The sequence below is a fragment of the Erwinia sp. genome (assembly GCF_049696395.1).
In the GTDB taxonomy this organism is placed as follows: Bacteria; Pseudomonadota; Gammaproteobacteria; order Enterobacterales; family Enterobacteriaceae; genus Erwinia.
Genome location: NZ_JBAVTT010000109.1, coordinates 36027 through 43731 on the forward strand (window position 1 = coordinate 36027; position 7705 = coordinate 43731).

4 protein-coding genes are annotated in these 7705 nt (G+C 54.3%); 2 read left to right on the top strand and 2 right to left on the bottom strand.

Going from position 1 to position 7705, the window contains the following annotated elements:
• Window positions 1-2: 2 nt before the first annotated feature.
• Window positions 3-2432, top strand: a complete 2430-nt coding sequence (locus WCC56_RS14195; protein WP_424692998.1) for a bifunctional aspartate kinase/homoserine dehydrogenase II — start codon at window positions 3-5, stop codon at window positions 2430-2432.
• 225 nt (window positions 2433-2657) lie between these two features.
• Window positions 2658-3557: a methylenetetrahydrofolate reductase gene (gene metF / locus WCC56_RS14200; RefSeq protein ID WP_424692999.1), complete on the top strand. Its 900-nt coding sequence runs from the start codon at window positions 2658-2660 to the stop codon at window positions 3555-3557.
• A gap of 100 nt (window positions 3558-3657) precedes the next feature.
• Here the strand turns inward: metF and ppc are convergent, their stop codons facing one another.
• Together ppc and argE are read right to left on the bottom strand one after the other, a co-directional pair.
• Entirely contained in the window at window positions 3658-6309 is a 2652-nt protein-coding gene (gene ppc / locus WCC56_RS14205; RefSeq protein ID WP_424693000.1) for a phosphoenolpyruvate carboxylase, read from the bottom strand.
• 245 nt (window positions 6310-6554) lie between these two features.
• A partial coding sequence (gene argE / locus WCC56_RS14210; protein ID WP_424693001.1) for an acetylornithine deacetylase occupies window positions 6555-7705 on the bottom strand: 1151 nt, incomplete at its 5' end.

The following is a 7705-nucleotide window of genomic DNA, read 5'->3' on the forward strand; positions in this document are numbered from 1 at the left end:
GTATGAGTCAGTCAGCAGTGGCAGCAGGTACGCGTCAGTTGCATAAATTTGGTGGTAGCAGTCTTGCGGACGCCAAATGTTACCTGCGAGTGGCGGGAATTATGGCGGAGTACAGCCATCCCGGCGATATCATGGTGGTCTCCGCCGCGGGGAGCACGACCAACCAGTTGATCAGCTGGCTGAAGTTGAGCCAGAGCGATCGGTTATCGGCTCACCAGGTGCAACAAGCGTTGCGTCGCTACCAGAGCGAGCTGATTTCCAGCTTGCTGCCTGCTGCTCAGGCAGACAGCCTGATTACTGAGTTTATTCACGATCTGGAAAAACTCGCTGCCCTGCTGGATGGCAAAATGACCGATGCCGTGTATGCCGAAGTGGTGGGACACGGAGAAATCTGGTCTGCCCGTCTGATGGCTGCCGTGCTGACTCTGCAGGATATCTCAGCCAGCTGGCTGGATGCGCGTGAATTCCTCTGTGCGGAGCGTGCTGCTCAGCCGGAAGTGGATGAAGGGAAATCCTGGCCGCTGTTGCAGCAGCTGATGATCCAGCATCCAAATCGCCGGTTGGTGGTCACAGGCTTTATCTGCCGGAATGAAGCCGGGGAAACGGTGTTGCTGGGTCGCAACGGCAGTGACTACTCGGCAACCCAAATTGGTGCGCTGGCTGGTGTTTCCCGCGTGACCATCTGGAGCGATGTGGCTGGCGTGTACAGTGCCGATCCTCGCAAAGTGAAAGATGCCTGTTTGCTGCCGCTGCTTCGTCTTGATGAAGCCAGTGAGCTTGCTCGCCTCGCCGCGCCCGTTCTGCACACCCGTACTCTGCAACCCGTCTCCGGCAGCGATATCGATCTGCAACTTCGTTGTAGTTATCAGCCTGAGCAGGGATCAACCCGCATTGAGCGAGTGCTGGCTTCCGGCACTGGTGCAAGGATTGTGACCAGCCACGATGACGTTTGTCTGATTGAGTTCCTGGTTCCTTCGCAGCATGATTTTGCCTCTCTTCATAAAGAAATTGATCATCTGTTGAAGCGCGCGCAACTGCGACCGCTGGCAACCGGTGTGCATCCCGATCGTAATCTGATTCAGCTTTGCTATACCTCTGAAGTGGTCAGCAGTGCGCTGGATCTGCTGCAGGATGCCGGCATCCCTGGCCGCATTCAGCTGCGAGAAGGAATGGCGCTGGTGGCAATGGTGGGTGCTGGCGTTTGCCGCAATCCGCTGCACAGCCACCGTTTCTGGCAGCAGTTGAAAGATCAGCCGGTAGAATTTATCTGGCAGTCTGAAGACGGTATCAGTCTGGTAGCCGTATTGCGCGTGGGGCCGACCGAAAGTTTGATTCGCGGTTTGCACCACTCTTTGTTCCGCGCCGAAAAGCGTATTGGGCTGGTGTTATTCGGCAAAGGCAATATCGGTTCCCGCTGGTTGGAGTTGTTTGGACGTGAGCAGGAGATCCTCTCCGCCCGAACGGGTTTCGAGTTCCTGCTGGCTGGCGTGGTAGATAGCCGCCGCAGCCTGCTGAATTATGAGGGACTGGAGGCCAGCCGCGCGATGGCTTTCTTCGAAGAGGAAGCGGTCGAGCAGGATGAAGAGTCACTGTTCCTGTGGATGCGAGCACACCCGTATGATGATTTAGTGGTGCTGGATGTCACCGCGAGCGAGACGCTGGCCGACCAGTATCTGGATTTTGCCAGCTACGGCTTTCATGTCGTCAGCGCCAATAAAGTGGCTGGCGCATCAAGCTCTGACCGTTATCGCCAAATCCGCGATGCTTTCGCCAAAACCGGCAGTCAGTGGTTGTATAACGCCACGGTAGGCGCCGGTTTACCGGTGAATCACACGGTGCGCGATCTTCGTGAAAGCGGCGACAGCATTCTCTCAATCAGCGGTATTTTCTCCGGCACACTCTCCTGGCTGTTTTTGCAGTATGACGGCACGGTGCCTTTCACCGAGCTGGTGGATCAAGCCTGGCAACAGGGACTGACGGAACCCGATCCGCGTGTGGATCTCTCCGGGCAGGACGTGATGCGTAAACTGGTGATCCTGGCGCGTGAAGCGGGTTACGACATCGAGCCTGATCAGGTTCGTGTGGAGTCGCTGGTGCCAAAAAGCTGTGAAGGCGAGTCGGTCGATCACTTCTTCGAAAATGGCGATGCGCTGAACGACCAGATGCAGCAGCGTTTTGAAGCCGCTCAGGAAATGGGGCTGTTGCTGCGTTATGTGGCGCGGTTCGATGCCAATGGTAAAGCACGCGTGGGTGTGGAAGCCGTGCGCAGTGAGCATCCTCTGGCTTCTCTGCTACCGTGCGATAACGTCTTCGCCATTGAAAGCCGCTGGTATCGAGATAATCCGCTGGTTATCCGTGGGCCTGGCGCAGGTCGTGACGTTACCGCAGGCGCGATTCAGTCCGATTTGAATCGTCTGGCACAGTTACTGTAGTTTTCTCTCTTGTGGGCCAGTGTTCGCTGGCCCACTGATTTCCCTCATCTCTTTCTGCAATCATGAAATTTATTCAACTTCATTGAGATTTTTTCATGTTGGTTAACCCTATATCTGTTGACTGAATAAGCAAATTCGGTCATTTTGAATGTCTGGACGTCTAAACGTATGGATGTTCATTTCTCGGGTGTCTTCCCTAAGCAGCGATCGATGAGGTATGCAGGTATGAGTTTTTTCCACGCTAATCAGCGAGAAGCGCTGAACCAGAATCTGGCCGAACTGAACGGGCAAATTAACGTCTCCTTTGAGTTTTTCCCGCCGCGCACCAGTGAAATGGAACAGACTCTGTGGAACTCTATCGATCGTCTTAGCAGCCTGAAACCTAAATTTGTGTCGGTGACTTATGGGGCCAACTCTGGCGAACGTGACCGTACCCACAGCATTATCAAAGGCATTAAAGACCGCACCGGGCTGGAAGCCGCACCGCATTTAACCTGTGTGGATGCCACCCGCGACGATCTGCGCGTCATTGCCCAGGATTACTGGGACAACGGCATCCGCCACATCGTTGCTCTGCGTGGTGATTTGCCGCCGGGCGGCGGTAAGCCAGAAATGTACGGTGCCGACCTGGTCGGCTTATTGAAAGAAGTCGGTGATTTTGATATCTCGGTTGCGGCTTACCCTGAAGTGCACCCGGAAGCAAAAAGCGCTCAGGCCGATCTGATTAACCTTAAGCGTAAAATTGACGCAGGCGCTAACCGCGCGATCACCCAGTTCTTCTTCGACGTTGAAAGCTATCTGCGCTTCCGTGACCGCTGCGTAACCGCAGGGATTGATGTTGAAATCGTGCCTGGCATTCTGCCGGTATCAAACTTCAAGCAGTTGCAGCGTTTTGCCACCATGACTAACGTGCGTGTACCGGGCTGGATGACCAGCATGTTTGAAGGGTTGGATGAGGACCCTGAAACGCGCAAAATGGTCGGTGCCAGCGTTGCGATGGATATGGTGAAAATCCTCAGCCGTGAAGGCGTGAAGGACTTCCACTTCTATACGCTTAACCGCGCTGAGCTGAGCTACGCTATCTGTCACACGCTGGGTGTTCGCCCTCGCGCAAGTCTCGTGTGAAGGTGATGAAATGAAAAAAGACGCCTGCGGGCGTCTTTTTTTATGGGCGTTCGCCCGTGCGGAAAAACCGGGAAGCCGTTTAAGCCTCCCGACTTACTGATTAACCGGTATTACGCATACCAGCCGCAACGCCGGCGATGGTTACCATCAGCGCTTGTTCTACGTGAGGATCTACGGGTTCGCCTTTGGCTTCCTGCTGACGTGAACGGTGCAACAGTTCTGCCTGAAGAACATTGAGCGGATCGGTGTAAACGTTACGCAGTGCAATCGACTCGGCAATCCAGGGCTGGTCGGCCATCAGGTGCGCATCGTTGGCAATGGTCAGGATCGCTTTGATGTCGGAATCCAGCTGATCGCGCAGCTGTTTGCCCAGTGGCCACAGCGACGGTTCAACCAGACGCTGATCGTAATATTCCGCCAGCCACAGGTCAGCTTTCGAGAACACCATCTCCAACATTCCTACGCGGGTTGAGAAGAAGGGCCAGTCACGACACATCGTTTCGAGCTCGTCCTGATTACCGGCCTCCATCGCTTTCTGCAGCGCGGCTCCGGCACCCAGCCAGGCTGGTAACATCAGGCGGTTCTGCGTCCAGGCAAAGATCCACGGAATGGCACGCAGGGACTCAACGCCACCGCTTGCACGGCGTTTTGCCGGGCGGGAACCCAGAGGCAACTTGCCCAACTCCTGCTCTGGCGTAGCCGAGCGGAAGTACGGCACGAAATCTTTGTTTTCACGCACGTAGCCGCGATACATCTCGCAAGAGTCCGCAGACAGCTGGTCCATTATGTTGCACCACTCTTTCTTTGGCTCTGGCGGTGGCAACAGGTTGGCTTCCAGAATGGCGCCAGTGTACAGCGACAGGCTACTGATGGTGACTTCTGGCAGGCCGTATTTGAAGCGGATCATCTCGCCCTGTTCGGTCACACGCAGGCCACCTTTCAGGCTGCCCGGAGGCTGAGACAGCAACGCAGCATGGGCTGGTGCGCCACCACGGCCGATAGAGCCGCCGCGTCCATGGAACAGCGTCAGAGAGATACCGGCTTTCTCGCAGGTTTTGATCAACGCGTCCTGAGCTTCATACTGCGCCCAGCTCGCTGCCATCACGCCAGCATCTTTCGCCGAGTCGGAATAGCCAATCATCACCATCTGTTTGCCCTGAATGATGCCACGATACCAGTCGATGTTGAGCAGCTGGCTCATCACATCGTTGGCATTGTTCAGGTCATCCAGCGTCTCAAACAGCGGCGCAACAGGCATAGTGAACGGGATACCGGCTTCTTTCAGCAACAGATGAACCGCCAGGACGTCAGACGGGACTTTCGCCATTGAAATAACGTAAGCAGCAATCGATCCTTTAGGGACTTCAGCGGCAACACGGCAGGTTTCAAGCACTTCACGCGTGTCGGCACTTGGCTCCCACTGACGAGGCAGCAACGGACGTTTCGAGTTCAGCTCGCGGATCAGGAAGGCCTGTTTGTCGGCCTCTGACCAGCTTTCATAATCGCCCAGACCCAGGAAACGGGTAATTTCGGCAATCGCTTCAGTGTGACGGGTGCTTTCCTGGCGGATATCGATCCGTACCAACGGCACGCCGAAGCACTTCACGCGGCGCAGCGTATCCAGTAACTGACCATTCGCAATGATGCCCATGCCACAAGCCTGCAAGGACTGGTAACAGGTGTACAGCGGGTCCCACAGCTGGTCATTAGAGATTAGCAGGTCAGCAGGGCGCGGCAGACGTTCACCCTTCAGACGACGTTCCAGGTAGGCCTGAGTGCTCATCAGCTGGCCACGCAGGTTCTTCATGATCTCGCGGTAAGGTTCAAGTGCTTCCGGGTTACCACAAAGCTCACGCACTTCTGGCGTACATTCAGACATAGACAGCTCTGACACCAGCACGGCGATATCACGCAGGAACAGGTCGGTTGCTTTCCAGCGGCTGAGCTGCAATACATGGCGGGTGATATCGGCTGTGACGTTCGGGTTGCCGTCACGGTCGCCCCCCATCCAGGAGGTAAACTGTACCGGGACAAAATCAACCGGAAGCTTGACGCCGAAAGAGGCTTCAACCTGTTCGTTCAATTCGCGCAGGAAGTTAGGCACACCTTCCCACAGGCTGTTCTCAACAACCGCAAAACCCCATTTGGCTTCATCAACCGGAGAAGGGCGGTATTTCCGAATTTCATCGGTATGCCAGGCTTGAGCCACCAGCTGGCGCAGGCGGCGCATGATCTGCGATCGATCGTAATCAGAGAGATCGTTATGATCGAGCTGCTTCAGGCAGCTGTTCACTTCAACCAGCTTGTGGATTAGCGTCCGACGAGTGATTTCAGTTGGGTGAGCCGTTAACACCAGCTCCAGTGAAAGCGATTCGATGGCTTCACGGATTGACGCTTCGGTAAGGTGGGGTTGCTGCTTGAGACGTTCGAAGACTTTAGTCAGCATTTCCGGGTGGTTGGCGCCTTCACCCTTAGGGGAAATCGTATGATATTGCTCAGCAACGTTCGTCAGATTCAAAAACTGGCTGAAGGCGCGTGCCACAGGCAGCAGCTCATCATTTGAAAGGTTCTGCAGCGTTGACAGCAATTCTTTACGGTGGGCTTCATTTCCCGCACGTGATGACTTAGAGAGTTTACGGATGGTTTCCACCCGCTCAAGGATGTTCTCTCCAAGTGCATCCTTAATCGTATCCCCGAGCAGTTTGCCGAGCATACTGACATTACTTCGCATTGCGGAATATTGTTCGTTCATATGATCCCTGACACCCTTCTTGTTTTTGTCACTTTATTTCACCGTTGCCGGCATAACTTTGCCTTTTATCTAGCCACGTTCGTTACCATTCGTCAAATGACTTACATCTGGCGGCCTGAGCGGCTAAATGACGGTAATTTATGAAATTTAATTACAGGCAAGTGAGATAAGTTATTCTTATCATGAAAGACGGAACAATTCAGGGGCAAGACACTGTTTCGCCAGTGAATTGCCCCGTATGTCATTTAGTGGTGGCAAAAGTGCTGAACCACCTGAGCGATCAATTCGCGGGTGGGTTTAATAAATGCGGTATCAAGATATTCGTCCGGCTGATGAGCCTGATCGATCGATCCAGGTCCCAAAACCAGCGTTGGGCAAAGCGTCTGAATGAACGGCGCTTCCGTACAGTAATTCACAACTTCCGTTTCTGTTCCCAGTAATTTTTCCACTACCTGTACCAGTTGATGATTGCGCGGGCATTCGTAACCTGGGATGGGGGGATGCAACTCGCCAATCGTCACCCGGCCTGGCCAGCGTTCGCTAACCGGAGCTAGCGCATCATTCAGCAGTCCTTCCAAATCTTGCAGCGACAGGCCCGGTAACGGGCGAATATCCATATACATCTCGCAGCAGGCACAAATACGGTTTGGCGCATCGCCGCCGTTGATGTAACCAAAGTTCATGGTGGGATAAGGAATAGCAAAGCCATCGTGGTGATAGCGCTCTTTCAGAGTGTTACGCAGGCCCATCAGGTGAGTAATGGATTCATGCATCAGCTCGATAGCATTGACGCCGCGCGCCGGATCGCTTGAGTGACCAGACTGGCCCTGAATGCGGATCGACTGAGACAAATGGCCTTTATGAGCACGTACGGGTTTCAGTGAAGTTGGCTCGCCGATAATGGCGCAGTCCGGGCGGATAGTGGTATTTTCAGAGAAATATTGCGCCCCCGCCATGGTGGTTTCTTCATCGGCGGTGGCCAGAATATAGAGCGGTTTTTCCAGTTTGGTCACGTCAACATCACGCAGAGTATCCAGAATAAAAGCAAAGAAGCCTTTCATATCTGCCGTGCCCAGACCGTAAAGCTTGTTGTCATGCTCGGTCAGCGTGAACGGATCGCGCGTCCAGCGGCCATCATCATAAGGCACGGTATCGGTATGTCCGGCTAACAGCAGGCCGCCAGCGCCGTTTCCTGTTCTCGCCAGCATATTAAATTTGTGGCGCGTTCCGGGCACCGGTTGAACTTCAACGCTGAAGCCCAGGTCACGAAACCAGCCTGCCAGCAAATTGATTAAAGTTTCATTACTCTGATCGATGGCAATATCGGTTGCGCTGATCGACGGTGTGGCAATCAACTCACGGTATAACTCGATAAAAGGGGGTAATTTTGTCTTCA